24 protein-coding genes are annotated in these 24,388 nt (G+C 73.7%); 10 read left to right on the top strand and 14 right to left on the bottom strand.

Going from position 1 to position 24,388, the window contains the following annotated elements; all coding sequences use genetic code 11:
- Positions 1-22 precede the first annotated feature (22 nt).
- Together AC0OO9_RS15510 and AC0OO9_RS15515 are read right to left on the bottom strand one after the other, a co-directional pair.
- Positions 23-1,237: an acyl-CoA dehydrogenase family protein gene (locus AC0OO9_RS15510; RefSeq protein WP_484517775.1), complete on the bottom strand. Its 1,215-nt coding sequence runs from the start codon at positions 1,235-1,237 to the stop codon at positions 23-25.
- Position 1,238: 1 nt separating this feature from the next.
- Positions 1,239-1,691 (bottom strand): SCP2 sterol-binding domain-containing protein, encoded by a 453-nt coding sequence (locus AC0OO9_RS15515; RefSeq protein WP_132235180.1) that lies wholly within the window; start codon positions 1,689-1,691, stop codon positions 1,239-1,241.
- A 67-nt stretch (positions 1,692-1,758) separates the two neighbouring features.
- On the opposite strand from AC0OO9_RS15515, the gene AC0OO9_RS15520 reads away from it, so the two are divergent.
- Entirely contained in the window at positions 1,759-2,403 is a 645-nt protein-coding gene (locus tag AC0OO9_RS15520; protein WP_151455556.1) for a TetR/AcrR family transcriptional regulator, read from the top strand.
- 26 nt (positions 2,404-2,429) lie between these two features.
- On the opposite strand, the gene AC0OO9_RS15525 is transcribed toward AC0OO9_RS15520, so the two are convergent.
- From AC0OO9_RS15525 to AC0OO9_RS15555, 7 genes are all read right to left on the bottom strand, one after another.
- On the bottom strand, positions 2,430-3,044 hold the full coding sequence (locus AC0OO9_RS15525) for a DedA family protein (RefSeq protein WP_484517776.1): 615 nt from the start codon (positions 3,042-3,044) through the stop codon (positions 2,430-2,432).
- 82 nt (positions 3,045-3,126) lie between these two features.
- Positions 3,127-4,416 carry an adenylosuccinate synthetase gene (locus AC0OO9_RS15530; protein WP_484517777.1) on the bottom strand — a complete coding sequence of 430 codons (1,290 nt, stop codon included), beginning with the start codon at positions 4,414-4,416 and terminating at the stop codon, positions 3,127-3,129.
- Positions 4,417-4,498: 82 nt separating this feature from the next.
- Positions 4,499-5,458 (bottom strand): hypothetical protein, encoded by a 960-nt coding sequence (locus AC0OO9_RS15535; protein WP_132235172.1) that lies wholly within the window; start codon positions 5,456-5,458, stop codon positions 4,499-4,501.
- A 9-nt stretch (positions 5,459-5,467) separates the two neighbouring features.
- A complete protein-coding gene (locus tag AC0OO9_RS15540) occupies positions 5,468-6,439 on the bottom strand; it encodes a serine/threonine protein kinase (RefSeq protein ID WP_484517778.1) in 972 nt (323 codons plus the stop codon).
- Complete coding sequence (locus AC0OO9_RS15545) at positions 6,436-7,191, bottom strand: NUDIX hydrolase (RefSeq protein WP_484517779.1); 756 nt, start codon at positions 7,189-7,191, stop codon at positions 6,436-6,438. The genes AC0OO9_RS15540 and AC0OO9_RS15545 overlap by 4 nt, the downstream gene beginning before the upstream one ends.
- Positions 7,192-7,305: 114 nt before the next feature.
- Complete coding sequence (locus AC0OO9_RS15550; RefSeq protein ID WP_484517960.1) at positions 7,306-8,130, bottom strand: MaoC/PaaZ C-terminal domain-containing protein; 825 nt, start codon at positions 8,128-8,130, stop codon at positions 7,306-7,308.
- Between the two features lie 245 nt (positions 8,131-8,375).
- The gene (locus tag AC0OO9_RS15555; RefSeq protein WP_484517780.1) at positions 8,376-9,731 is read right to left on the bottom strand and encodes a 3-oxoacyl-ACP reductase; all 1,356 of its coding nucleotides are present in this window, start codon (positions 9,729-9,731) and stop codon (positions 8,376-8,378) included.
- A 55-nt stretch (positions 9,732-9,786) separates the two neighbouring features.
- Between AC0OO9_RS15555 and AC0OO9_RS15560 the strand changes: the two genes are divergently transcribed.
- From AC0OO9_RS15560 to AC0OO9_RS15570, 3 genes are all read left to right on the top strand, one after another.
- On the top strand, positions 9,787-11,079 hold the full coding sequence (locus AC0OO9_RS15560) for an acetyl-CoA C-acetyltransferase (RefSeq protein ID WP_484517781.1): 1,293 nt from the start codon (positions 9,787-9,789) through the stop codon (positions 11,077-11,079).
- 90 nt (positions 11,080-11,169) lie between these two features.
- On the top strand, positions 11,170-11,685 hold the full coding sequence (locus AC0OO9_RS15565) for a SigE family RNA polymerase sigma factor (RefSeq protein ID WP_151455565.1): 516 nt from the start codon (positions 11,170-11,172) through the stop codon (positions 11,683-11,685).
- Entirely contained in the window at positions 11,682-12,458 is a 777-nt protein-coding gene (locus AC0OO9_RS15570) for a hypothetical protein (RefSeq protein ID WP_484517782.1), read from the top strand. The genes AC0OO9_RS15565 and AC0OO9_RS15570 overlap by 4 nt, the downstream gene beginning before the upstream one ends.
- 111 nt (positions 12,459-12,569) lie before the next feature.
- Here AC0OO9_RS15570 and AC0OO9_RS15575 read toward each other — a convergent pair whose 3' ends face one another.
- Both AC0OO9_RS15575 and AC0OO9_RS15580 read right to left on the bottom strand, forming a co-directional pair.
- The gene (locus tag AC0OO9_RS15575) at positions 12,570-12,995 is read right to left on the bottom strand and encodes a PIN domain-containing protein (RefSeq protein ID WP_484517783.1); all 426 of its coding nucleotides are present in this window, start codon (positions 12,993-12,995) and stop codon (positions 12,570-12,572) included.
- A gap of 100 nt (positions 12,996-13,095) precedes the next feature.
- Positions 13,096-13,836: an SDR family NAD(P)-dependent oxidoreductase gene (locus AC0OO9_RS15580; protein ID WP_484517784.1), complete on the bottom strand. Its 741-nt coding sequence runs from the start codon at positions 13,834-13,836 to the stop codon at positions 13,096-13,098.
- A gap of 98 nt (positions 13,837-13,934) precedes the next feature.
- Here AC0OO9_RS15580 and purB point away from each other — a divergent pair, with 98 nt between their 5' ends.
- On the top strand, positions 13,935-15,359 hold the full coding sequence (purB, locus tag AC0OO9_RS15585) for an adenylosuccinate lyase (RefSeq protein WP_484517785.1): 1,425 nt from the start codon (positions 13,935-13,937) through the stop codon (positions 15,357-15,359).
- 146 nt (positions 15,360-15,505) lie between these two features.
- Here the strand turns inward: purB and AC0OO9_RS15590 are convergent, their stop codons facing one another.
- Both AC0OO9_RS15590 and AC0OO9_RS15595 read right to left on the bottom strand, forming a co-directional pair.
- Entirely contained in the window at positions 15,506-16,069 is a 564-nt protein-coding gene (locus AC0OO9_RS15590; RefSeq protein ID WP_484517786.1) for a YbjQ family protein, read from the bottom strand.
- Positions 16,070-16,093: 24 nt separating this feature from the next.
- Positions 16,094-16,777, bottom strand: coding sequence for a S1 family peptidase (locus tag AC0OO9_RS15595; protein ID WP_132235154.1), 684 nt, complete (start codon positions 16,775-16,777; stop codon positions 16,094-16,096).
- A 402-nt stretch (positions 16,778-17,179) separates the two neighbouring features.
- Between AC0OO9_RS15595 and purS the strand changes: the two genes are divergently transcribed.
- The 4 genes from purS to AC0OO9_RS15615 all read left to right on the top strand — a co-directional run bounded on the left by purS (position 17,180) and on the right by AC0OO9_RS15615 (position 21,698).
- Positions 17,180-17,443, top strand: a complete 264-nt coding sequence (gene purS / locus AC0OO9_RS15600; RefSeq protein WP_121397234.1) for a phosphoribosylformylglycinamidine synthase subunit PurS — start codon at positions 17,180-17,182, stop codon at positions 17,441-17,443.
- A complete protein-coding gene (purQ, locus tag AC0OO9_RS15605) occupies positions 17,440-18,123 on the top strand; it encodes a phosphoribosylformylglycinamidine synthase subunit PurQ (protein WP_484517787.1) in 684 nt (227 codons plus the stop codon). Before purS ends, purQ begins: the two co-directional genes overlap by 4 nt.
- A 67-nt stretch (positions 18,124-18,190) precedes the next feature.
- Positions 18,191-20,938: a phosphoribosylformylglycinamidine synthase subunit PurL gene (gene purL, locus AC0OO9_RS15610; protein ID WP_484517788.1), complete on the top strand. Its 2,748-nt coding sequence runs from the start codon at positions 18,191-18,193 to the stop codon at positions 20,936-20,938.
- A 4-nt stretch (positions 20,939-20,942) separates the two neighbouring features.
- Complete coding sequence (locus tag AC0OO9_RS15615) at positions 20,943-21,698, top strand: 2-phosphosulfolactate phosphatase (RefSeq protein WP_311412118.1); 756 nt, start codon at positions 20,943-20,945, stop codon at positions 21,696-21,698.
- A gap of 117 nt (positions 21,699-21,815) precedes the next feature.
- On the opposite strand, the gene AC0OO9_RS15620 is transcribed toward AC0OO9_RS15615, so the two are convergent.
- The gene (locus AC0OO9_RS15620; RefSeq protein WP_484517789.1) at positions 21,816-23,771 is read right to left on the bottom strand and encodes a carboxypeptidase-like regulatory domain-containing protein; all 1,956 of its coding nucleotides are present in this window, start codon (positions 23,769-23,771) and stop codon (positions 21,816-21,818) included.
- A gap of 160 nt (positions 23,772-23,931) precedes the next feature.
- Here AC0OO9_RS15620 and AC0OO9_RS15625 point away from each other — a divergent pair, with 160 nt between their 5' ends.
- Positions 23,932-24,285 (top strand): sterol carrier family protein, encoded by a 354-nt coding sequence (locus AC0OO9_RS15625; protein WP_421456780.1) that lies wholly within the window; start codon positions 23,932-23,934, stop codon positions 24,283-24,285.
- Positions 24,286-24,388: the final 103 nt, after the last annotated feature.

Raw genomic sequence — 24,388 nt, forward strand, 5'->3', positions numbered from 1 at the left:
CGGCGACCGCGCCGGCGGTCGGTCAGCGGATCTGGACGCCGGAGATGGCCCGGGAGATGACCAGCCGCTGGATCTCGGAGGTGCCCTCGAAGATGGTGTAGATCTTGGCGTCCCGGTACCAGCGCTCGACCGGGTGGTCCCGCAGGAAGCCGGCCCCGCCGAGCAGTTGCACGGCCCTGTCGGTGACGGAGACGGCCACCTCACCGGCCTTCAGCTTGGACATCGAGCCCTCGCCGGCCGTGAAGGGCCGGTTGTTGCGGCCCATCCAGGACGCCCGCCAGACCAGCAGCCGGGCTGCGTCGATCTCCATCTTCATGTCGGCCAGCGTGAACGCGACCGCCTGGTTCTCGATGATCGGGCGGCCGAACTGGACCCGCTCCTTCGCGTAGTCCAGGGCGTACTCGTAGGCGGCCCGGGCCACACCCAGCGCCTGCGCGCCGACGGTGGGTCGGGAGAGTTCGAAGGTGCGCATCGCGGCCTGGCCCGAGACGCGTTTGCCGGAGCGGGCCCGGTCGAGCCGTTCGAGCAGGGCGTCCCGGCCGCCGAGCAGGCAGCGCCCGGGCACGCGTACGTCGTCGAGGAAGACGTCGGCGGTGTGCGACGCGCGCAGGCCCAGCTTGCGCAGCTTGCGGGTCGCGGCCAGGCCGGCGGTGCCCGGCGGTACGACGAACGCCGCCTGCCCGCGGGAGCCGAGCGTCGGGTCGACCGAGGCGGTGACCACGTGCACCCCGGCGATCCCGCCGTTGGTGGCGTACGCCTTCTGGCCGCTCAGCACCCACTCGTCGGTCGCCTCGTCGTAGACGGCGCGGGTGCGCATCGCGCCGACGTCGGAGCCGGCCTCGGGCTCGGTGGTGCAGAACGCGGCGACGGCCGGCTCGTCGACGGTGCCGAAGCACTGCGGCACCCATTCGACCATCTGGTCGGGGGTGCCGGCGCCGTAGATCGCGGCCACCGCGAGGGAGGTGCCGAAGATGCCCAGCCCGATGCCGGCGTCACCCCAGAAGAGTTCCTCGCTGGCGATCGGGAGGGAGAGGCCGGTGGGGTCGGCCCAGCAGGTGGCGAGGAACTCGAAGCCGTAGAGGCCGACCTTCGCCGCCTCCTGGATGATCGGCCAGGGGGTCTCCTCCCGGGCGTCCCACTCGGCCGCGGCCGGGCGCACGACCTCGGCGGCGAAGCCGTGCACCCAGTCGCGCAGATCCCGCTGTTCCTCGTTCAGGTCGAGCGAGAACTCGGCCATGTCAGGCCTTGGGGATGTCGAACAGGTTGGCGATGTTGGCGGCCAGGCCCAGGTCGCCCTTGGCCTTGAGCTTGCCGGTCATGAACATCATGACGGGGTTCGCGCCACCGGAGACGATCTTCAGGAACTCGACCGGGCCCATCGTGAGGCTGAGCTTCGGGTCGTGCTGCGGGGTCTCGTTGACGGTGCACGTGCCGTCGGCGACGACCACCTCGTAGGTGTCGGTGCCCCCGTCGGGACGGCCGGTGATGTTCCAGTGGATGACCGCGTTGGTCGAGCCGGCCCGGTCGGCGCGGAAGAGCTGCGGCATCCGGCCGAAGACCTCGCCGAGGATCTTGCCGCGCAGGTCGCCGGACATCACCTCGGCGATCTTGTCGTCCGGGGTGGACTTGACCAGCTGGGCGAACTCCTTGGGGCCGACGTTCGCGAAGTTGGCCGGGTCGAAGTCAGTCATGGGGCTGCACCTTCCGGGTATTGGCTACTCGTGCGTAACCTTACGGGCGAGTAGGTATGCTCGCAAGGTGTCCACCCCACCCACCTTCAAGCGCCTCCCCCGCGCCGTACGCGAGCAGCAGATGCTCGACGCGGCCGTGAAAGTGTTCTCACGCAGGGGCTTCCACGCGGCCAGCATGGACGAGATCGCCGAGGACGCCGGCATCTCCAAGCCCATGGTCTACGCGTACCTCGGCACGAAGGAAGAACTCTTCGTCGCCTGCCTGCACCGGGAGGGCACCCGGATGATGCAGGCCATCGCCGGGGCGGCCGCCCCCGAGTTGCCGGCCGACGAGCGGCTCTGGCGCGGGCTGCGCGCCTTCTTCGGCTTCGTCGGGGCGCACCGCGACGGATGGGCGGTGCTCTACCGGCAGGCCCGGGGCGAGCAGCCCTTCGCCGGCGAGCTGGCCGGCATGCGGGCCCGGCTGGTCGAGGTGGTCGCCGGGATGCTCGACCACGCGCTGCGCGCCGAGGGGCGCGAGGTGGGCGAGACCGACCTGGAGGTCGTCGCGTACGCCCTGGTGGGGGCGACCGAGTCGCTGGCGGACTGGCTCGCCGACCACCCGGAGGCCGACCCGGAGAAGACCGCCACCCGGATGATGAACGTCGCCTGGCTCGGCGCCGGTCAACTCCTGCACGGCGTCACCTGGCACCCACGGGTCACCCCCGGCTGAGCGGCGGCGGCTCCACGGTCGCGCGTTCAACGGCGAGATGTGGCGCGCCGCCTGCGGTGGTGCAGCCAGCGGGCGGACTCCAGCAGCAGGGTGACCGCCAGCGAGAGGCCCACGCCGGCGAGGATGCCCTTGACCGGGTCGCGTTCGAAGGCCAGCCCGCCGAAGTAGCCCAGCAGGGTGCAGTAGAGCGCCCAGCTCACCGCCGCGATGGCGTCGAAGAGCAGGAACGACCGGATCGGGTAGCGGACCGCGCCCATGGTGAGGGTGACCGCCGTCCGGCCACCGGGGACGTACCGGGACGTGGTCAGGATCAGCCCGCCGCGCTGGTGCACCGCCCGCCGGGCCCACTCGGAGCTGGCCCGACGCCGGCTGTCCGCAGGGAAGCGGGCGAGCCGGCTCGCGCCGCCGCCGCGCCCGATGGCGTACGAGACGTGGTCGCCGACGCACGCCCCCAGCGCGGCGGCGACGATCACCCACCCCAGGTCGGGGTTGCCGCCGGTGGCGAGCACCGCGGCGGTGATCACGGCCGTCTCGCCGGGTACGGCGGGGAAGAACGCGTCGACCGCGGTGAGCCCGAAGATCAGCAGGTACACCCACGGTGAGGCGACCAGCTGCCGGAGCAGGTCGAGCACGGACTCCATGCCTCCCATGCTCGCCGGATGCGACCCGCCCGGTGGTCGAGTCGCCGGATCGACCCGCTCGGGACTCCGGCGCGGCCCGGCGTCACACCGACGCCCCGGCGGGCGTTCTGGCCGGCGCGAGGGGGCGCGGGGCGAGCAGCGGGCCGTGCGGGGTCTTGTCGTCGGCGGTGGGGCCCCGGGAGGTCAGTACCACGGGCGCGCCCAGCTCCTTCTGCACGGCCGCCGTCCAGTCGGGCGGCGGGGCGTCGTCGTACACGGGGCGGGCGCGCAGCAGGCGGGCGGTGAGCGCGGCCTGCCGGTCCAGGTCGCCGGGCGGGCCCGGGGTGAGCTGGTCGGTGGTGTCGTAGCGGCGGCAGATCCGCAGCCCGGGGCCGGCGAGGTCGAGGTGGGTGAGCGCCAGGCCGTCGACCCCGCCGGCGGCGGCGAGGGCGTACCGGTGGGCGACCGCGTCGAAGTGGCCGAACCGGAACCGGCCCTGCCACGGGTTCGTCGGGTTGTGCGGGTCGGCCAGCGGCAGGGCCGGGTCCTCGGTCACCAGCGGGCCGGGCCCGTGCCGGGTGGTGACCACGCGCAGCACCCCGATCCGGGTGACGTCGCCGGGCTGGCCCGCCTCGGCGAGCAGGCCGTCGACGTTGGCGAAGGTGGTGGTGCTCCACGTCGTGTACGGATGGAAGCCGTGCCACTCGTCGAGCAGCACCCCCTGCGCGCCCTCGAAGACGCAGGTGCCGGCCCGCAGCGCCCCGGCCAGCCAGCTCCGGTCGACGATCGCGACCCGCCCGGCGAAGCCGGTGAACGCGGGCAGGCAGTCGTCGACGGGCGGCGCGTCCAGCGGGCCCAGCTCGGCGGTCAGCCGGCCCCGCAGGACGGTCAGCCGCCGCCGCAGCAGCCCCGGGTCGCCGCAGTCGGCCACCCGGGGCGCCTCGTCGGGGTGGGCGAGACCGTACGCGACGGTCTCGCCCACCCCGAGCCCGCAGGAGCCGTGCCGGTCGGCTCCCCGGGCGATCTCCCGGGCCCGGTTCGCGGCCCGGTGGTACGGGGTGGCGAGCAGCGCCTCCCCGTCGACGGTCAGCCGGTCGAGCGCGTCGGGCACCCCGACCGAGGCGAGGTGGTCGGCCTCGGCGGCCAGCGCCAGCGGGTCCACCACCACGTGCCGCGACAGGTGCGTACGGACGTCGGGGTGGAACGTGCCGGCGCCGAACTGCGCGAACGTGTGGTGCCGGCCGTCGCGCAGCACGACGTTGTGTGCCGCCTGCGCGCCCCCGTTGAAGCGGACCACGGTGTGCACGGGCCGGGTGGCGCAGAGCCAGTCCACGACCGTGCCCTTGCCGGCATCGCCGTAGCCGAGGTCCACCACGGCGACGTGCCCGCTCACCGGACCTCCCCGCAGCCGCCGCCGGAGCCCTGCCCGCTGCCGCAGCGGCGGCCGGAGCCGCCGCCGACCGCCGTCACGTGGTTCACAGCCGGGTCACCTCGCCGCCGGTGTCGCGGAACGCGGGCAGCGTCGACACCTCGGCACGCCGCCCCCCGCGCAGGCGGGCCAGCGCCTTGGAGACGGTGCCGGTGGCGCCCGAGCCGGCGCGGTCGAGGTCGCGCAGGCCCTCGTCCAGGTCGATGGCCTGTTCGCCGAGGCCGATGGTGAGCGCGATGGTCTCGCAGACCGCGTCGAGGTCGTCCAGCACGACGGCGTTCTGCCCGAGCAGGTCCCGCCAGAAGTCGAGCACCTTGGCGTTGCCGGCGTAGTGGCTGCCGGCGGGGAGCAGGTAGTAGGTGTCCCAGCGGCGCGTCACCTCGTCGACGACCTGCCGCAGCGGCACGTCCTCGCGCAGGTCGTCGCCGGTCAGGCGGGCCACCTCCCGGGCCTTCACCTGCGGGTACGCCAGCTCGTCGCCGATGATGAACAGGTAGCCGCGCCGGCCGCGCTTCTCCCAGGAGTCGGTCACGGTGTGCCGGGCCATGAAGTACATGGCCAGCTCGTACGACTCGGTCATCTGCCCGCCGCCGCCGCCCTCCAGCACGATCCGGCCGAGGTCGTCGTCCATCCGGTTGTCCGACTCGAACTGGCCGACCTGCAACGGCACCCGGTCGCAGGTGGCGTCGCCGATCGCGCCGAACATGATCTGCGGGTCGCTGGCGTAGCCCTGCCGTTGCAGCAGCCCGAGCAGCTGCGGCAGCTTGGTCTGCAGGACGCGCGGCACGTTGCGCATCGAGCCGGTGACGTCGAAGAGCACCGCGATGGGTGTCGAGCGGGGGTGCTCGTCGGAGTCGCGGCTCTCGCGCGTCGCGTCGCGCGGGTCGAGCGCGGGGTGCACCTTGCGCGCCCCGCTGTCGCTGTAGGAGAACGCGCTCTTGCCGGTCTTCCGGCGGTAGCGGTCGGCGGCGTCGTACACGTCGGTGGACCACATTCCACTGCCCATGACAGCTCCTTAGGGGTTGAGGGTGAAGGGTCGGAAGGTGCGTGGCCCGTAGAGCCGGTCCAGCACCTCGTCCAGTTCGCCGAGCAGGCGCCAGGCGTCGTCGGGCCGGTCGCGCAGGAACCGCTGCCGGCAGCCCTGCGCGAAGGTGAGCAGCTCGCGCGGCGCGTGGCGGTTCATCAGCCAGGTCATGCAGCGGGTGGCCATCATGATGTCGCTGCCCGGCCCGCAGGGCCGCTTCCGGTAGACCTCGGGCGGGTACCAGTCGTCGTAGCCGGGCACCAGCGCGGGGATCGTGCCGCCGACGGGGGCGGAGAAGCACCAGTCGACAAGCACCACGCCGTGCGCCTCCGGCTCGATCAGCACGTGCGGCGGCAGGACCGCGCCGTGCACGACGCCCGCCTGGTGGGCCAGGCCGAGCGCCACCAGCAGCCGACGCCACATCCAGGCCACGTCGCGGGCGTCCAGCCCGTCCGGGTACGCGCGCCGGACCTCGTCGAGGTCGTGCAGGCCGGGCGCGGTGGCGAGCACGTTGATGCGCCGTTCGGCGCCGGTCGCGGCGTCGAGGTGCCGGAAGTCCTCGACCAGCCGGGGCACGTACGGCAGGTAGCGCGGGTCGCCGCGCTCGGCGATGGTGCGCAGGGCGTGCGCCTCGCGGGCCATCAGGTCGTTGTCGGTGGGTCGCCGGGGCAGCTTGAGCAGCCGGTCGGCCCCGACGTCGTAGAGGTCGGCCAGGTCGCCCGAGTGGGTCGGCGTGCCGAGTCGGTAGGCGCCGAGGACGGTGACCTGCCGGGCCCGCCAGCGGGTGGTGACCTGGACGAACGCGTCGGTGGCCTCGGCGCGTACCGCCGGGTCGGCCGGCAGGCGGTCGGGGTGCAGGGCCGCGACCAGCTCGCGGTAGCGCCGGGCCGGCTGGTCCGTGCCGAACAGGTCGGCGTCGGTGCGGGCCGCCTCGACCAGGCGGATGGCTTCGGCGGTCCTCATCGGACCGTCTCCTCCCGGGCGGGGCGCAGCAGCGCCGGGTGCAGCAGCCGGGCGTCGCCGGCCCGGTAGAGCTTGGCGCGGGGGCCGCCCCGGGCGCCGCCGCGCTCGGTGCTGGTGCCGGTGCTCTCGACGAAGCCCGGCACCGAGAGCACCTTGCGGTGGAAGTTGCCGGCGTGCAGCGGGTGGCCCCAGACCGTCTCGTAGACGGCGCGCAGCTCGCTGATCGTGAACTCGCCGGCGAGGAAGCGCGTGGCGAGCGGGGTGTATTCCAGCTTGGACCGGGCCCGCTCCAGCGCGTCGTCGATGATCCGACCGTGGTCGAAGGCGAGCTGCCGGTTGGCCAGCGCGGTCACCGGCAGCCAGCCGGCCTCGTCGGCGTCGGTGCCGGCGGCCGGGTCGGGCAGGTCGGGGGCGAACGCGAGGTGGGCGACCGAGACGACGCGCATGCGCGGGTCGCGGTCGGGGGTGCCGTAGCTGCCCAACTGCTCCAGGTGTACGCGGCGCAGTCCCTCGCCGCCGAGCCCGGTCTCCTCGGCCAGCTCCCGTCGGGCGCCGACGGTGAGGTCCTCGTCGGGGCGGACGAAGCCGCCGGGCAGCGCCCACCGTCCCTCGAAGGGCGGCTGGCCGCGCCGGATCAGCAGCAGGTGCAGCGCGCCGTCCCGGATGGTCAGCGCCACCACGTCGACGGTCACGGCGACCGACGGGTAGGCCCCGGGGTCGTACGCGGCCAGGAAGTCCTGCTCGTCAACCATGTCTCTCTCATTCTGAGAACATCTCGATCTGAGAAGAACTTAGCGCACGGGAACGCCCCTGCCAAGTCCGGGACGGGATCCGGCAGGGGCGTACCCAGTTTCGGCAGGGGCGCCTCAGCGCACGAGGCCCGCCAGGTGCGGTCGGCCGCGCGAGTCGTGCAGGGCGAACCCGCCGTCCGCCAGCAGGCCGAAGCTCACCGTGCTCGGCAGCGGCACGGGCAGCTTGAAGGCCACCTCGACCGTGTAGGCGTCCGGCAGCCGGTTCTCCAGTGCGGCCAGGCAGCGGGCCTTGCTCCACATGCCGTGCGCGATCGGCCGGGGGAAGCCGAACAGCCGCGCGCCGAGGCGGGAGGTGTGGATCGGGTTGTGGTCGCCGGAGACCCGCGCGTAGTCCGTACCGACGCGGGGATCGACCCGCCAGCGGGCCGAGCCGGCCGGCGTCGCGGGCCGCCCGGCCTGCTCGCGCCGCCCGCCGCCGCCCCGCTTGCCCTCCCTGCCGAGGTACGTCGAGACGCCGCGCCAGACCTCCGCCCCGTCGACCGAGCCGACCAGCACCACGTCGACCTGCCGCCCCCGGTCGTGCGGGCGCAGGTTCTCGGCGTACGCGCGGAAGTCGAGGGTCTCGTCGGCGGTGATTGGGCGGTGCACGGTGATCCGGTTGCCGACGTGCACCACGCCGGTCAGCGGGATGGGGAATTCCGGCGCGGTCATCAGCCGCAGCGCCAGCGGGAAGCCCATGACGTGCGGGAACGTCGCAGGCAGCCGGTCGGTGAGCCGGAACCCGCAGACCCGGTCGTAGTCGGCGAGGTGCGTCCGGTCGACGGCGATCCCGCCGACGGCCAGCTCGACCGCCGGGACGCCCGCCGACCGCCGTCCACCGCCGAGACCGGGCAGCGCGCCGAGCAGCGCCCGCCGGTAGAGCGCCCCGGCCGCCGGCATCCGAGGCAGCTCGACGCGCTCCCGGGCACCCGTCCCGGCCGGGCCCCCGCCCGAGAGGTCCCGCGTCGCCTCGGCGGCGGAGGCGGCGAGGTCGTGGGTCTCTTCGAGGCTCAGGTCGTGGCCGGACGCCGCCGGCCCGCGGATCGCGTCCAGGGTGTCCTGCGACAGGATCTCGGTCGGGCCGTCGATCAGCTCGTGCACCGACAGGTCGTCCGGGTCCGGCGCCGGTTGTCCTCTCCTCGCCATCACGCCCCCAGCAGGCTCTGGCCGCAGACCCGGACGACGTTGCCGCTGACCGCGCCGGAGGCCGGCCACGCCAGCCAGCCGATGGTCTCGGCGACGTCCACCGGCAGCCCGCCCTGGGACATGCTGTTCATCCGCCGGCCCGCCTCGCGGATCACCAGCGGGATGCGCGCGGTCAGCCGGGTCTCGATGAAACCGGGGGCGACCGCGTTGACGCTGATCTGCCGTTCGCGCAGCGCCGGGGCGAGCGACTCGACGAGCCCGATCACGCCCGCCTTGCTGGTGGCGTAGTTGGTCTGACCCCGGTTGCCGGCGATGCCGGCGATCGAGGAGACCGAGACGATCCGGCCGCCGGCCGGGATCAGCTCCCGCTCCAGCAGCACGTCGTTGATCCGCTCCTGGCTGGAGAGGTTGACGTCGAGCACCGAGTCCCACCGGTCGGCGTCCATCCGGCCGAGGGTCTTGTCGCGGGTGATCCCGGCGTTGTGCACGACCACGTCGACCCGCCCGTGCCGCTCGGCCAGGTGCCCGGCGAGCCGCTGCGGGGCGTCGGGGGCGGTCAGGTCGAGCTGGACGGCGGTGCCGCCGATCTCGTTGGCGACCGCCGCCAGCTCGTCCCCGGCCGCCGGGATGTCCAGCGCCACGACCCGGGCCCCGTCGCGGGCCAGCACCCGGGCCAGCGCCGCGCCGATGCCCCGGGCCGCCCCGGTGACCAGGACGACCTGCCCGTCCAGCGGGCGGTCCCAGTCCGCCGGCGCCCCGGCCGTGCCGGCGCCGACCCGGACCACCTGCCCGGAGACGTACGCGGACCGGCCGGAGAGCAGGAACCGCAGGGTCGCCTCCAGGCTGGTCCAGGTGCCGGCGTCGGGGGCCTTCGTGACGTGGACGAGCTGGGCGGTGACGCCCCGGCCGAACTCCTTGCCGATGCTGCGGGTCAGCCCCTCCAGGGCCCGCTGGGCGGTCGCCTCCCGGGGGGAGCCGCACTCGTCGGGCGGGGTGCCGAGCACGACGACCCGGCCGCTGGGCAGCACCGACCGGGCACGCGGGTGGAAGAAGTCGTAGAGCTGGCGCAGCCCGGTGGAGTCGGTGATGCCGGTGGCGTCGTACACCAGGGCGGCGAAGCGCTCGGTGGACTCCACGGCGCCGGGATCGCGCAGCTCGACCCCGGCGGCGGCCAGGAACTTGCCGGCCGGCTCGGCGAGCCGACCGCCGGTCACGGCGCCCAGCAGGACGGGGCCGGGCACGATGGGATCGCCGGGGGTGTGCCGGCGCAGTCGCGGCGGGTCGGGCAGCCCGAGGCGCTTGACCAGCGTGCGGCCGGCCCCCGATCGGACGAAGCTCGCGTACCTGTCGGTCATAGGCGTAGCCTACTGGCGAGTAGGTTGAGGGCAAGTCTTTCGAGGAGGCGGGATCGTGCAGAGCATCCGGCGGGTGGCGGTCATCGGCGGCAACCGCATCCCCTTCGCGCGGTCCAACTCGCGGTACGCCAGCGCGTCGAACGCCGACATGCTGGGCGCCGCGCTGGACGGGCTCGTCGCCCGGTTCGGCCTGGCCGGCCAGCGCGTCGGCGAGGTGGTGGCCGGCGCGGTGCTCAAGCACGCGAAGGACTTCAACCTGACCCGCGAGGTGGTGCTCGGCTCGAAACTCGACCCGCACACCCCCGCGTACGACATCCAGCAGGCCTGCGGCACGGGGCTGGAGGCGGCCATCCTGGTCGCCAACAAGATCGCCCTCGGGCAGATCGACGTCGGCATCGCCGGCGGCGTGGACACCACCTCCGACGCGCCGCTCGCCGTCAACGAGGAGATGCGCCGCACGCTGCTCCGGCTCAACAGCGCCCGCACCCTCGGCGAGCGGCTGAAGATCGCCGCGAAGCTGCGCCCCACCCAGCCGTTCAAGCCGGAGATCCCGCGCAACGCGGAGCCGCGTACCGGGCTGTCGATGGGGGAGCACGCCGCCCGCACGGCGCTGCGCTGGCAGGTCGACCGGCAGGCCCAGGACGAGCTGGCGCTGCGCTCGCACCAGCGGCTCGCCGCCGCGTACGACCGGGGGTTCTTCGACGACCTGCTGACCCCCTACCTCGGGCTGACCCGCGATGCGAACCTGCGCCCCGACACCAGCCTGGAGAAGCTCGGCTCGCTGAAGCCGGTCTTCGGCGCGAAGGGGCCCGACGCCGGGGCAGCGACCATGACGGCCGGCAACTCGTCGCCGCTGACCGACGGCGCCTCGACGGTGCTGCTGGCCAGCGAGGAGTGGGCCCGCGCGCACAGCCTGCCCGTGCTGGCGTGGTTCTCCTGGTCGGAGACCGCCGCCGTCGACTTCGTGCACGGCGACGAGGGGCTGCTGATGGCCCCCGCGTACGCGGTGCCGCGGATGCTGACCCGGGCCGGGCTGACGCTCCAGGACTTCGACTTCTACGAGATCCACGAGGCGTTCGCCTCGCAGGTGCTGGCCACCCTCGCCGCCTGGGAGTCCCCGGAGTTCTGCAAGGACCGGCTGGGCCTGGACGCCCCGCTCGGCGCCATCGACCGGGAGAAGCTGAACGTCAACGGCTCGTCGCTGGCGGCGGGGCACCCGTTCGCGGCCACCGGCGGCCGGATCGTGGCGACCCTGGCGAAGCTGCTCGCCGAGAAGGGCACCGGCCGGGGCCTGATCTCCATCTGCGCGGCGGGCGGCCAGGGCGTGACCGCGATCCTGGAGCGCTGAGCCGGGCACCTGATCCGCAGACGCGGACCCGGGCAACCCGCCCGGCCCCGCGCTCCGTCCCCTGGGCATGAGGCGACGAAGGCGGAACGCGTGAAGTCGGCCGACGAGGACGAGTACCGGCAGTTCGTCGAGGCCCGGCTGGAGCATCTGCGCCGCACGGCGTACCTGCTCTGCCGGGACTGGCACACCGCCGACGACCTCGTCTCCATCACCCTGGGCAAGCTCTACCGGGCCTGGACCCGGGTCCGCGCGGCGGAGAACGTCGACGCCTACGTCCGGCAGGTGCTCACGCGCGCCTGGCTGGACGAGCGACGACGGCCGTGGCGGCGTGAACGCAGCACCGACGAGGTCCCCGACGACGCCGCGCCGGACACCGAGCCCGACCTGGCCGACCGGGAGCTGCTCCTCGACCTGCTCGGGAAGCTGCCCGAGCGGCGGCGCGCCGTGCTGGTGCTGCGCTACTACTGCGACCTCTCCGTGGAGGAGACCGCGCAGATCCTCGGCATCACCACCGGCACGGTGAAGAGCCAGGCCGCCAGAGCACTGGAATCGCTACGCCTGCTGGCCGCTGACCAGCCGGCCCTGAGCACGGGGAGGTTCGCGTGACGTACCGGGAGATCTTCGACGCGGCGATCGGCGACGCGCCACCCTCCTCGATCGACCTGGACGGGGTGATCCTGCGGCAGCGCCGGCTGGTCCGCACCCGCCGGCTCGGGGCGTACGCCTCGGCGACCGGCGGGGTGCTGGCGCTGGTGCTCGGCGCGGGTCTGGTGGTCGACCGTCCGGACATGCAGCCGGCGGCCCCGGTGGCCGCCTCGCGCCCCCCGTACCGCAAGAGCAACCAGAGGCTGCCCACGGAGGCGGCCGAGCGCTACCGGGACGCGGTGGCGGCGGCCTTCGTCGCGCGGGCGTCCGGCGTCCGGTGGGTGGAACCGACCGTGGTGCGCGGCGACGTCTTCCCCACGGGACCGGCCGGCGACGCACCGGTCGGATCTGCGTCCGAAGACTTCCGCAACGTCGGGTTCTCGGTGCGCGCCTATCCGGTGGACCCCGCCGGCGCGTTCGGCAACGAGTTGTCCGTCCTGGCCCTGGCCGAGCCGCAGCCGGGCATGAACCGCGACGTCATGGACTGCGTGAAGCAGAGGGTCGATTCGTGCGGTCTCTCCGCGGGACCGGACGGCGCGCGCGTCCGGGAAACCGCAGCCGTCTCGCCCGCAGGGCGGGGTGGGGGCGTGCTCCACCACCGGCGGGTTGACGTCCTGCACCGCGACGGCACCTGGATCGTGGTCGGGCTGCACAGCCGTGACGGGCGGTTCGTGCTCACCCCGCAGCAGCTCCGGAACCTCGCCCTCGATCCGGCCGCCCGCCCCACCTGGTGACCCGGGCCCGCCGAGGACGGGCGGCCTTGCCGGGCAGCCGGTCGCGACCCTCCAGGCGGGCAGTCCTTTCCGACGGGTTCTGCGTCCCGGGGCATGAGTCGGCCCCGGGACCTACTTGATCGTGCCTGCCGGGGCGAGCCATCGCGCGGGCTGACCGGTGACCTCGGAGATCTGGTCGAAGTCGCGGTCGTAGTGCAGCAGGGAGAGGCCCTGGTACTCGGCCGTCGCCGCGATCAGCAGATCGACGGCTCCGGCAGACCGGTGGGTACCCCGAGCGGTGACCTGCTCCTGGATCTCGGCCGCCCGCTCGTAGGTCCGGTCCGGCATGCTCACCCAGTTGAACACTGTCCGAAGCCGGTCCCCCAGCCATCTGCGGTCGGCCAGCGAGCGGGCCGAATACAGGAACTCCAGTTCGACAAGCGGGCAGACCGCGAGCAGGCCGGCCGTGAGTGGCTGCTCCCATCGGGCCTGGGTGTCGGGGTCGCGCAGCAGCCGGACCAGCGCACTGGTGTCGACCAGGTAGTCGGCGAGTCTCACGACCGGTACGTGCTCTTGTCGAGCAGTTCGTCGAAGTCCCCGGCCTGGGCCCGCACGCTGAGTTCCGCCGTTCGTCCGGGTCTCGCATCCGGCCGTCGGATCAGGCGGTGGCGCCGCCGTCGATGGCGATCGACGCGCCGGTGATGTGCCGGCCGCCCTCGCCCACCAGGTGGCTGACCGTCGCCGCCACGTCCTCCGGCGTGCCGTAGCGGCCGAGGGCGATGTGTGACCGCTGGGCGTCCGCGCCGGCGCTGTCCGCCCGGTTCATGTCGGTGTCGGTGGAGCCGGGCAGGACCAGGTTGACGGTGATCCCGCGGGGGCCGAGTTCGCGGGCGAGCGCCCTGGTCAGGCCGTTGACGGCGGTCTTGGTCATGGCGTAGACGCTCACCCCGGGAACCGGTACGCGGCTGGCGAAGCTGCTGCCGACGTTGACGATCCGCCCGCCGTCGCGCATGTGGCGTACCGCCGCCTGGGTGGCGAGGAACACCCCGCGCACGTTGACGGCGATGGCCCGGTCGAGATCGTCGAGGCCGACCTGTCCGATCGGCCCGGCCGAGAACACCCCGGCGTTGTTGACCAGGATGTCCAGCCGCCCCAGCTCGGCGACGGTCCGCTCGACCGCGTCGACGATCGCCGTACCGTCGGCGCTGTCGGCCCGGATGGCCAGGCCGGTGCGGCCGTACGACGTGATGTCGGCGACGACGGCCTTCGCGCTCTCCTCCGCGCCGCGGTAGGTGAACGCGACGTGGGCTCCGTCCTCGGCCAGCCGGCGTACGACGGCGGCACCGATACCGCGGCTACCACCGGTGACCAGGGCGACCCTGCCGGTAAGTCTGGACACTCTTCCTCATTCCCGTCAGTCGGCTCAGCAGGGTGATCACCATAGCCAGCCGGCAACCCTGCCGATGCGGTGCGGGCGGGTCCGGGAGAATGAGCGCCGTGACGACGATCCCGAACGTGCTCGCCAACCGGTACGCCTCGCCCGAACTGGTCGCCCTCTGGTCGCCGGAGGAGAAGATCCGGATGGAGCGGCGGCTCTGGCTCGCCGTGCTCCGGGCCCAGCGGGACCTCGGCATCGCAGTGCCCGACGGCGTGGTCGAGGCGTACGAGGGGGTGCTCGACCGGGTCGACCTGGGCTCGATCGCCGAGCGGGAGCGGGTCACCCGGCACGACGTGAAGGCCCGGATCGAGGAGTTCAGCGCGCTCGCCGGGCACGAGCACGTGCACAAGGGGATGACCTCCCGTGACCTGACGGAGAACGTCGAGCAGCTCCAGGTGCGCCGCTCGCTGGAGCTGATCCGGGACCGGGTGGTCGCCACCCTGGCCCGGCTGTCCCGGCTCGCCGTCGAGCACAGCGACCTGGTCATGGCCGGCCGCTCGCACAACGTCGCGGCGCAGGCCACCACGCTGGGCAAGCGCTTCGCGTCGGCCGCGGAGGAGCTGCTCATCGCGTACGAACGGCTCGACGACCTGATCAACTGGTACCCGCTGCGGGGCGTCAAGGGCCCCGTCGGCACCGCCGCCGACCAGCTCGACCTCTTCGACGGCGACGCCGACAAGGTGGCCGAGCTGGAGCGCCGGGTGGCCGGGCACCTCGGCTTCAGCCGGGTCCTCGACAGCGTCGGCCAGGTCTACCCGCGCTCGATCGACCTGGCGGTGCTCTCCGCGCTCGCCCAGATCGCCGCCGCCCCGTCGTCGCTGGCGACCACCATCCGGCTGATGGTCGGCCAGGAGCTGGCCACCGAGGGCTTCAAGCCGGGCCAGGTGGGCTCCAGCGCGATGCCGCACAAGATGAACACCCGCTCCAGCGAGCGGGTCAACGGCTTCGCCGTGATCATCCGGGGCTACCTGTCGATGGTCGGCGAGCTGGCCGGCGACCAGTGGAACGAGGGGGACGTCTCCTGCTCCGTGGTCCGCCGGGTCGCCCTGCCGGACGCGTTCTTCGCCGCCGACGGGCTGTTCCAGACCTTCCTCACCGTGCTTGACGAGTTCGGCGCGTACCCGGCGGTCGTCAACCGGGAGCTGGAGCGCTTCCTGCCGTTCCTGGCCACCACGAAGATCCTGGTGGCGGCGGTCCGGCGCGGCGTCGGCCGGGAGGTCGCCCACGAGGCGATCAAGGAGCACGCGGTCGCGGTGGCCCTGGCCATGCGCGAGAAGGGCGCCGCCGGGAACGACCTCTTCGACCGCCTGGCGCAGGACGGCCGCCTGGGCCTGACCCGCGCCGAGATCGACACCCTCGTCGCCGACCGCACCGCCTTCGTCGGCGCCGCCCCGGCCCAGGTCGAGGCCGTCGCCCGCCGCATCGCCACGGTCGTGGACGCCCACCCCCAGGCCGCCACCTACACCCCACCCCCCATCCTCTGACCCACCCACCCCCCCATCCCATCCCCACCCTCTACGCGGTGATCATGAGGTTGGCGGCGGTTTTAGAGATCAACTTCGCCGTCAACCTCATGATCACCGCGGGCTCGGGGCGGGGTGGGGGGCCGGGGTGGGGTGGGGTGGGGTGGTCAGTCTCGGGTGGGGGTTTCCGCTGCGGAGCGGAGGTTGGGGGCGCTCGCCGGTTCGGCGATGCCACCCGGGGACTCGGCGAAGGAGGGGTCGTGCGCGGTCTCCGCGGCGACCAGCGGCTGGTCGGGCGGCATGACGTCGGGCATCTTGGGCGCCACGACCACGGCCGTGCCGTACGCGCAGATCTCCATCCACATCTCGCCGCAGTCGCGGCTGTCGAAGCGCATCCCCACCACGGCGTTCGCGCCGATGCGGCGGGCCTCCTCGCCGAGCCGGGCCACCGAGTCCGTACGCCACCGGGTGAGGTTGTCCGGGGCCATCGGGTCGTACGCGCCACCGCGCAGGTTCTTGACCCCCTCGCGGTACGGGTTCCGCGTCCTGGCCATCGACGACACCACTTCGCCGAGGATCTGGCGGATCTCGTACCCGGGTAGTTGCTCCGTCGTCACGACCAGCACGTTTCCGATGGTCTCAGGGTTGCGCGCACCCGATCGTGAGCCGTGTTCACCTGATCGGATGCTGCAAAACGGCGCGGCGCGGACGGCCGGCGCGCTGCCGACCATCCGCGCCCGGCGCGGTGCTAACCGTCAGACACCGGCAGTCTGGGTGATCCAGGCCCGGTTGTACGCGACGCTGCCGTAGTTCTGGATGCTCTGGCCGTCGGCGGTGGAGGCGACGCCGACCTGCGCGCCGTTGTAGAACTGCGGGCCACCCGAGTCGCCCCGCCAGGCGTTGCCGTTGATCCGGGTGCTCCGGATCGCCTGCCCGCCGTACGCGTCGGTGGCGCTGTTGCTGGTCACCCGGACCGACGCGGTCTTCAGCTGGGTCGAGGCGGAGCAGCCGCTGTAGCAGGTCATGCCCCAGCCGTAGATCGAGTTGGTCGAGTTGAGCGGCGGGTTGCTGTTGGCGAGCGTGACGTACGAGGTGCTCACCGAGCTGGACAGGCGCAGCAGGGCCAGGTCGTACCGGCTGTAGCTGGCGCTGACGGTGCGGGTCTGGCCGCCGGAGGTGCGGTTGACGCTGCCGACCCGGACGGACATCGTGCCGTTCACGCAGTGCCGCGCGGTGAGCACCCACTGCGGCGCGATGATGGTGCCGGAGCAGGTGAACGAGCCGTTGCTGAGCACGGCGGCGGCCCACGGGGCCGACGAGACGGTGCTGCCGCCGATGATCGGCTGCGGGCCGGCCGGGGCGGCGAGGGCGCCGGAGCTGGCGCCGAGCAGGCCGGCCGCTGCGGTGGCCAGCACCGCGACCATGGATCGGATGCGCATGGGGGCTCCTTCGGGGTGGGGCCCGGGTTCACCGGGTCGAGCTGTCGGCCGGCGGGCGGGTGGCCCGACAGCCGATCGACGTACGACGATGTACGGTAGGGCCCCTGAGATGTCGTTCACAAGAGATCCATCGGAAATGATGGATGAGACGGTATGGGCGGGCGGGGCGGCGGGCGGTGTCCCGGCGATCCCCCGGAGTGGGGCGAAACGGGTCGGTCGGCAACGGATGGGCATCGGGATCGCAACGAACCCGCATCGGTCCCCGGGCCCCGCGCCGGGAATGTCGATCACCGCCTGAACTGCGTCCGGCCGGTGCGTCCGGGGCGGTATCTGCCAGGTAGGCTGGCTGCGCTCGCCCGTTGTGGGTAGGCACCCAACTGCGTACACAGTCAGGAGTGCCCAGTGCCTCGCGTCGTCGTCGACGTCATGCTCAAGCCCGAGATCCTCGATCCCCAGGGCCAGGCCGTCGCAAACGCGCTGCCCCGGCTCGGCGTCAGCGACGTCGCCTCGGTTCGGATCGGCAGGCGGATCGAGATCGAATTCACCGGTGAACCGGACCTGGACCGGGCCCGGGAGATCGCCGACAAGCTGCTCGCCAACCCGGTCATCGAGGACTTCACGGTCCGCGTGGCCGAGGCCGACGAGACCGTGGACGCACGCTCGTGACCGCCCGGGTGGGTGTGGTCACCTTCCCCGGCTCGCTCGACGACGGGGACGCGGCCCGGGCCGTCCGGATCGCGGGCGCCGAACCGGTCCGCCTCTGGCACGGCGACCCGCAGCTGCACGGGGTGGACGCCGTCGTCCTGCCCGGCGGCTTCTCCTACGGCGACTACCTGCGCTGCGGAGCCATCGCCCGGTTCGCCCCGGTGATGGGGACGATCGTGGACGCGGCCCGGGGCGGCCTGCCCGTGCTCGGCATCTGCAACGGCTTCCAGATCCTCTGCGAGGCCCACCTGCTGCCCGGCGCGCTCACCCGCAACCAGCACCTGCACTTCCGCAACCGCGACCAGGTCCTGCGCGTCGAGTCGGTCGGCACCGCGTGGACCAACGCGTTCCAGCCCGGCCAGGAGGTGCTGATCCCGGTCAAGAACGGCGAGGGCTGCTACGTCGCCGACACCGCGACGCTGGACCAGCTCGAAGCCGAGGGCCGGGTGGTCGCCCGCTACGTCGGCGGCAACCCCAACGGGTCGCAGCGCGACATCGCCGCGATCACGAACCCCGCCGGCAACGTGGTCGGCATCATGCCGCATCCCGAGCACGCGGTGGAGGCGCTCACGGGCCCCTCCCTGGACGGTCTCGGCTTCTTCACCTCGGTGCTCAAGCACCTGGTGGGGATGCCGGCGTGACCGTGCGCGGCATCAACGGTCGGCTCACCCGCCCGTCGGGCGGACGCGAGCGCAGCGAGGAGAGGTCATGACCACCCATCCGGACGAGGTACGGGATAACCCGGAGGCCTTCCCGGCCGCCCCGGCGCAGCCGGTGGAGCCGCGTCCGGCCGGCGTCGTGCCGCCGGCCGGGCGTCCCGGGCCGGCGAACGCCGACTGGGCCGACGGACTGGACACCGTGCCGCGCGCCGGGGACACCCCCGGTGAGCTCCAGCCGTACGCCGAGCTGGGCCTCCGCGACGACGAGTACGAGCGGATCCGGCACATCCTCGACCGGCGGCCCACCCAGGCCGAGCTGGCGATGTACTCGATCATGTGGAGCGAGCACTGCTCCTACAAGTCGAGCAAGGTGCACCTGCGGCAGTTCGGCGAGAAGGCCCCGCCGAGCGACCGGCTGCTCGCCGGCATCGGCGAGAACGCCGGCGTCGTGCAGGTCTCCGACGAGCTGGCGGTGACCTTCAAGGTCGAGTCGCACAACCACCCGAGCTTCGTCGAGCCCTACCAGGGCGCGGCCACCGGCGTCGGCGGCATCGTGCGGGACATCCTCGCCATGGGCGCCCGCCCGGTCGCGGTGATGGATCCGCTGCGCTTCGGCGCCGCCGACCACCCCGACACCGCCCGGGTACTGCCCGGCGTGGTCGCCGGCGTGGGCGGCTACGGCAACTGCCTGGGCCTGCCGAACATCGGCGGCGAGGTCGTCTTCGACCCCTGCTACCAGGGCAACCCGCTGGTCAACGCGCTCTGCCTCGGGGTGCTGCCGGTCGACCGGCTCCAGAACAAGGCCGCTGCCGGCCCGGGCAACGTCGTCGTGCTGATGGGCGCCAGGACCGGCCGGGACGGCATCGGCGGCGTGTCGGTGCTGGCCAGCGCCACCTTCGACGAGGGCAGCGAGAAGCGCCGCCCGTCGGTGCAGGTCGGCGACCCGTTCATGGAGAAGCTGCTCATCGAGGCCTGCCTGGAGCTCTACGACGCCCGGCTGGTCGTCGGCATCCAGGACCTCGGCGGCGCCGGCCTGACCTGCGCGCTGACCGAGACCGCCGCGGCGGCCGGCACCGGCATGCGGGTCTGGCTGGAGCGCGTGCCGCTGCGCGAGGCCTCGATGGAGCCGCACGAGATCCTGGCCAGCGAGTCCCAGGAGCGGATGCTGCTGGTCGTCGAGCCGGAGAAGCTCGAAGCGGTGCTCAAGACCGCCGAGAAGTGGGGCGTCTGGGCCACCGCCATCGGCGAGGTGACCCCGCCGGCGCCGGACGGCCAGCCGGGTCGGCTGCTGATCACCTGGCACGACCAGCTCGTGGTGGATGTGCCGCCGGGCTCGTTGGTCGACGACGGTCCCGTCTACGCCCGCCCGATGCGCGAACCGGCCGACCTGATCCTGCTCCAGGCCGACCGCGCGGAGACGCTGCCCCGGCCGGCCGACCCGGACGCGCTGCGCGAGACCGTGCTGCGCATGATCGCGTCGCCCAACCTGGCCGACAAGACCTGGGTCACCGAGCAGTACGACCGCTACGTGCTGGGCAACACCGTGCTCGCCCAGCCGGAGGACTCCGGCGTGATCCGGATCGACGAGCGGACCGGGCTGGGCGTGGCGCTGTCGGTGGACGGCAACGGCCGGTACGCGCGGCTCGACCCGTACCACGGCACGAAGCTCGCGCTGGCGGAGGCGTACCGGAACGTGGCCGTCACCGGCGCGAAGCCGATCGCCGTCACCAACTGCCTCAACTTCGGCTCGCCGGAGGACCCGGGCGTGATGTGGCAGTTCGCCGAGGCCGTCCGTGGCCTGGCGGACGGCTGCGCGGAGCTGGGCATCCCGGTCACCGGCGGCAACGTCAGCTTCTACAACCAGACCGGCGCGGCGCCGATCCACCCGACCCCGGTGGTCGGTGTGCTCGGCGTGCTCGACGACGTGGCCGACCGGGTGCCGATGGGCTTCGTGCCCCGGCCGGGCGGCGACCACGACCAGATCTTCCTGCTCGGCGAGACGCACGTGGAGCTCTCCGGCTCGGAGTGGGCCTGGGTCACCCACGAGCACCTCGGCGGCGTACCCCCGCAGGTCGACCTGGCCCGCGAGCGGCTCCTGGCCGACCTGCTGGCGGAGGCCGCGCGGGTCGGGCACCTGAGCGCCGCGCACGACCTCTCCGACGGCGGCCTCGCGCAGAGCCTGGTGGAGTCCTGCCTGCGGCGCGGCGTCGGCGCCCGGATCGCCGTGCCGGAGCGGTTCGACGGCGGCTCGATGCCGTTCGTCTACCTGTTCAGCGAGTCCGCCGGCCGGGCCCTGGTGTCGGTGCCGCGCGGCCACGAGAAGGCGTTCACCGCCCTCTGCGCCGAGCGCGGCGTGCCGTTCGAGCTGATCGGCGTCACCGACCCGACCGGCGGTGCGCTGGAGGTGCACGGCCAGTTCCGCATCGGCCTGGACGAGCTGCGGGCCGCGCACGGCGAGACGCTGCCGCGCCTCTTCGGGGGCGCGGGGGTCGTCGAGGTGCCCGCGCCGGCCACCGGTGTGGCGGGTGCCGTCGAGGCCGTGCCGCTGCCCGTCGCCGAATCGGCCGGCGTGGAGCCGGTGGACCCGTCGGCCGTCGTGAGCGAGCCGATCGCGTCGGCCGGGCCGGTCCCGTCGACCGGTGCCGTCGAGCCGGTGGCCCCGGCCGAGGCGGCAGCCCCGGCGGAGGCCGTCGCGCCCGGCCCGGAGCAGTCGGCGGCCGAGGCCGCCGACCGACCGGCCGAGGCGGGCGGGGCGTCGGCTCCCGAGCCCGGCGACACCGAGCCCGGTCAGCGCTGAGGCGGTGGCCGCGGCCGTCCACGTCCAACCCGGTTCAGGCGCCCGCTTCGACTGGGGGTTGACGGGGGCGGCCGAGCTGGGCCGGGTGTGCGCGGTGCTGGTGGTGGTGGACGTGCTGTCGTTCACCACCGCCGTGGACGTCGCGGTCGGGCGCGGCATGCGGGTGCACCCGTTCCCGTGGGGCGAGCAGGCCGCCGACTACGCACGGCGCGTCGGCGCGGTCGCGGCGGTGGGCCGCCGGCAGACGACCCCGGAACACCCGTGGTCGCTCTCGTCGGCGGCGCTGACCACCGCGCCGGTCGTCGCCGACCTCGTGCTGCCGTCGCCGAACGGCTCGGCCATCAGCGCGGCGGCCAGCGCCACCGGACTGCCGGTGGTCGCGGCCTGCCTGCGCAACGCGCAAGCCGTCGGCCGTTGGCTCGACCAGCAGGGGTACGGCTCGACGGACGCGCCGATCGGCGTGATCGCCTCCGGGGAGCGCTGGCCGGACGGCTCCCTGCGCCCCTGCGTGGAGGACCAGCTCGGGGCGGCCTGCGTGCTGGACGCCCTGTCGGGTGTGCCCGGCGGCCTCTCCGTGGAGGCGGCCATGGCCCTCGCCGCGCTCGCCAGCACCCCCGACGTGCCCGCCGCGGTCTGCGGCAGCGTGTCGGGCCGCGAACTCATCGAGGGCGGCTTCGCCGGGGACGTGGAGGTCGCCGTCCGGGTCGGCGTCTCGGACGTGGTCCCGCTGCTGCGGCAGGGCGTCTTCTCCGCCGCCTGACCTCCTCCCTGCGACCGCGCGTCCGACCCGGGGCGGGCCGGAACGGCGGCGAGGGCCGCCCGGAGATCCGGACGGCCCTCGCCGTGGTGCTGTCGTCGGGGGCCGGCCCCGAGCGGGTCAGTCGTCCAGCCAGTCCAGCCGGCGGCCACCCCGGTCCTGCTGCGGCGGGCCGTCCGGGCGACCGCGACCGGTCTGCGGATCGTCGTAGCCGCCCGGCTGGCCGTAGCCACCCTGGCCGTAGCCGTCGCGGTCCTCGTAGCCGCCGCGCTGCTGCGGGGGCTCCTGACCGTAGCCGCCCTGGCCGTAGCCGCCCTGGTTGTCGTACGAGGTGGGCTGGTCGTAGCCGCCCGACTGGCCGTAGCCGCCGCGTGGCGCCGTGGGCTCCTGGCCGCCGTAGCCGCCGGACTGGCCGTAGCCGCCCCGCTCGTAGCCGCCGCCCGGCTGGTCGTAACTGCCGGTGGACTCGCCGCCCCGGCCGTAAGCGCCCGGGTCGGACTGGCCGTAGCCCTGACCCTGCTCCGGCTGGTAGACGCCGGTGGCGTACGGGTCGGCCGGGGCCGGGTACTGGGTGGCGTCGCCGGTGTAGCGGCCGGTCGGCTCGTCGTACCGCTCGCCGTGGCCCCGGCCGCCGCCCGCCGGCGGGTAGCCCGCGGCACCCGCCACGCCGGCCGCACCTGCCGGAGCGCCGTAGTCGTTGCTGCCGTAGCCGCCGCCGGAGGCGGGCGCGTTGCCGTAGCCGCTCCCGGACGAGGGCGCGTTGCCGTAGCCGCCGCTGCCGTAGCCGCCGCCGGAGGCGGGCGCGTTGCCGTAGCCGGCACCGCCGTAGCCACCCGCGCCGGCCGGCTCGTCGCCGTAGCCGCTGCCGCCCCAGGCCTGCTGGTTGCCCGCCGCGCCGTAGGGCTGCGGGGGAGCGCCGTACGGGTCCGGCGGCACGTCGTCGACCACGGGGCGGTGCATCATCGTCGGGGCGTCGCTGAGCGCGGCGCCGCCCACCATCGTCGGATCCGGCGTGGTGCCGACCCGGTTGACCACCCGGGTCTGGTCGTCCGCGCCCCGGAACGCCCCGCGGGCCGCCGGGACCGCACCGGCCGCGGCGCCCGCCGGGGCGTCGTCGTCGGCCTCGTCGCCGTTGTCCTTGCGCCGCATCAGGAGCAGCACGATGGTGCCGACACCGGCGGCGACGAGCAGGCCGCCGAGCAGGATGATCAGCCAGGAGCCCATGCCGCCGGAGTCCTCGTTGCTGGCGTTGGCCGCCGCGCCCGGGGTCGCCTCGGTGCTCTCCTCGGGCGTCTCCTCGACGGGCTCGTCGGAGGGGAGCGGCTCCTCGCTGGCCGACGGGGTGGGGCTCGGGGTCGTCTCGACCTTGATCGCCAGCGCGATGCGCTGGCCGGTGACGCTCTGCCCGGCGGACGCGTCGAAGCTCTTGGTGGCGTAGACCTCACCGACGCTGGCACCGATGGCGAGCCGGCCGGGCGCGATCGGCTTCTCGCTGCTGCCGGAGAAGCGGAAGTTGCCGTCGTCGTCGCTGATCGTGTCGATCTTCTTGCCGGCGCCGTCCTGGAGCATGACCACGGCGTTCGGCACGGCCTTGCCGTTCGCCTGCACGACCACCTTGCCGGAGACCGACTTGACGGTCTGCGTCTGGGGCGGCTGGGACGGCTGGGCCCGGCCCTTGACGCTGAGCTGGAAGGTGGCGCCTTGTCCGGCTCCGGACTTGTCGCCCTGCGCGGCTACCGTGACGGTGACGTTCGCATCGCCGGCGTTGTCGCTGGCCCTGATCCGCAGCAGCTGGGACCTCGGCCGGTCGTTGTTGAACTCGATGTCTCCGCAGCCGCCGCAGCTTACGTTCCTCGGGAGACCGCCGAGGCTGACCTCGACCTTCTCGTCGCCGTCGCGGGGGGTGACCTGGACGGTGACCATCGCGTCGCTGCCGGCGTTGACGGTGACCGAGCCGGGCGACACGGTGACGTCCGCGGCCAGGGCTGGTGTGGCGGGGGCGGCGAGCAGAGCGCCGACAACCAGCGCCACGACCACACCGGCCCGCTGCTTCCAGGCACGTCGGTGTGTTGACACGTCCACCGCCCTTCCGGACTGACTTCCCTCGGCGGCGGGGCGCCGGGCCGGGGATCATCACGGTACGAATACGCCGTCGGCAACTATGCCTTGTCTGACCGGATCGGCGCGACCCAGGGCCAGCGTCAGGCGCGGCGTGCTGAAGCCGTATCGTCCCGTCGTGTCCTCTCCGCACACTAAGTCCGCCGCGGTCGCGGCGGCGTTGTCGGCGCTCGACGAGGGGCGTACGCCCGAACGACCGGTCCTCCGGGAGGCGGTCCGTGCCCTGTTGACCGTCCTCGCGGAGCGCGCCCCCGGCCGATCGGTGGAGGTGCGTGTCCCACCTTACGGCGCAGTTCAGTGCGTTTCCGGCCCCCGACACACCCGTGGCACCCCCGCCAACGTCGTCGAGATGGAGCCCGAGACCTGGCTGGCGGTGGCCACCGGACGGCTCGACTGGGCCGACGCGATCACCCAGGGTCGCGTACGGGTGAGCGGAATCCGGGCGGATCTCTCCGCGCACCTGCCGCTCTAGCTGGGGCGATACGCATCGACCGGTCACACCTCGGAGCCGGATCGTGACTTTCTGTATCGACACGGATTCGCGTACACTGTCAGGCGACGACAGTGGTCCCGGC

The sequence above is a fragment of the Micromonospora sp. USAFONa4 genome, from assembly GCF_057197825.1.